Source organism: Rhizobacter sp. (assembly GCF_031412495.1).
Lineage (GTDB): Bacteria > Pseudomonadota > Gammaproteobacteria > Burkholderiales > Burkholderiaceae_C > Schlegelella_A.
In genome coordinates, this window is the sequence record NZ_JANODC010000181.1 from 1 (window position 1) to 1,639 (window position 1,639).

3 protein-coding genes are annotated in these 1,639 nt (G+C 69.0%); all 3 read left to right on the top strand.

Going from position 1 to position 1,639, the window contains the following annotated elements; translation table 11 throughout:
* Nucleotides 1-355 (top strand): regulatory protein RecX (locus AC30N0_RS06635; RefSeq protein WP_489517138.1); only part of this gene is annotated, 355 nt, incomplete at its 5' end.
* A gap of 167 nt (nucleotides 356-522) precedes the next feature.
* On the top strand, nucleotides 523-1,134 hold the full coding sequence (locus AC30N0_RS06640; RefSeq protein WP_489517139.1) for a DUF2889 domain-containing protein: 612 nt from the start codon (nucleotides 523-525) through the stop codon (nucleotides 1,132-1,134).
* 18 nt (nucleotides 1,135-1,152) lie between these two features.
* A partial coding sequence (locus AC30N0_RS06645; RefSeq protein ID WP_489517140.1) for an ATP-grasp domain-containing protein occupies nucleotides 1,153-1,639 on the top strand: 487 nt, incomplete at its 3' end.

Below are 1,639 nucleotides of genomic sequence, written 5' to 3' on the forward strand. Positions count from 1 at the left end.
GCTCGACTGGCTCGAGGCGCATGGCTTCCTGTCGCAGGAGCGATTCGTCGAATCGCGGGTCCATGCCCGTGCCGCCCGCTTCGGCAACCTGCGCATCCGCCAGGAACTCAAGCAGCACCAGGTCGCACTCGGCGCCGAGACGGCTCAAGCCTTGAAGGACAGCGAGCTGCAGCGGGCCCGTGCCGTCAGGGAGCGAAAGTTCCCCACCTGGCCCGCCAGTGCCGCCGAACGCGCCCGGCAGGGCCGCTTCCTGGCCGGCCGCGGGTTTACCGCCGAGGTGATCGGTCGGGCACTTCGCGCCGGACCGGGCTCCACGGGCGACTCGACGGACGACCCGGACGACGACGCCGGCTAACTGCACGGCGGGCGTGCCGACTGTCGTTCAGGCGTCAGGGATGGTGCAGAGCAGCATGCTACATTCACCGGCTGATTTGCGGGTTCGCCCCGGGCGTCGTCGCCTCGACGACCCACCCCCGGCGCCGGCGCCTCAGAACTCCGTTCACTTCGCCCTTCGCCCCACCGATGGCCTTGCCGACCGCAGCCAGCGACCGCCAGCCCAAGCATCGCCGCAACATCGACGTGCAGATTTTCGCGCGCGGCAACGGCCTGTGGGAGGTGGACGCCCACATCACCGACGTGCGGTCGCGCGAGACCCGCATGGCCACCGGCATGCTCCCGGCCGGCAAACCGATCCACGACATGCTCTTGCGGCTGGTCGTCGACGAGCGCTTCAACGTCCTGGAAGCCGGTGCCGAGACCTCGGCGATGCCGTATCCCGGTGAATGCAGCAGCTACGGCGACCTCTATGGCCGCCTCGTCGGGCTGAACCTGATGAGAGGCTTCCGCCAGGGCGTGAAGGAGCGGCTCGGCGGTGTTCAGGGCTGCACCCATCTCACCGAGCTGACCCAGGTGCTGCCCACCGCCGTCGTGCAGGCATTCGCCGGCGAAGTGATCGACACGCGCGGCGACAGCGCCGACAGTACCCAACCGTTCCAGATCGACCGCTGCCATGCGCTGCGTGCCGATGGGCCGACCGTCAAGACGTACTACCCGCGCTGGTACCGAGCCCCGCAAAACAGCGCACCCGTCCGCAGCACGCCACCCGGCGCTGCCGCTGTCACCTCTGAAACCTGAAAGCCCGAGAGACCGACCATGAAGATCCACGAGTATCAAGGCAAGGAAATCCTGCGCCAGTTCGGTGTCCCGGTGCCGCGCGGCTACCCCGCGTTCAGCGTGCGCGAGGCCCACGAGGCGGCGCAGAAGCTCGGCGGCCCGGTCTGGGTCGTGAAGGCGCAGATCCACGCCGGCGGTCGCGGCAAGGGCGGCGGCGTCAAGGTCGCCCGCGGAGCCGAAGACGCCCGCGCCAAGGCCCGCGCCATCCTCGGCATGCAGCTCAAGACCCACCAGACCGGCCCCGACGGCCAGAAAGTGCGCCGCCTGCTGATCGAAGAGGGCGCTGACATCAAGAAGGAGTACTACGTCGCCGCCGTCACCGACCGGGCGACGCAGAAGGTCGCGATCATGGCCAGTTCCGAAGGCGGAATGGACATCGAGGAAGTGGCGCACGCCACGCCCGAAAAGATTCTCAAGGTCTTCGTCGACCCCGCGGCCGGCCTGACCGACGCGCAAGGGGCCGAGC

What these genes read in the sequence shown, in the direction of transcription:
- AC30N0_RS06640 (WP_489517139.1), top strand. Translation starts at nt 523, where the DNA reads ATGGCCTTGCCGACCGCAGCCAGCGACCGCCAGCCCAAGCATCGCCGC.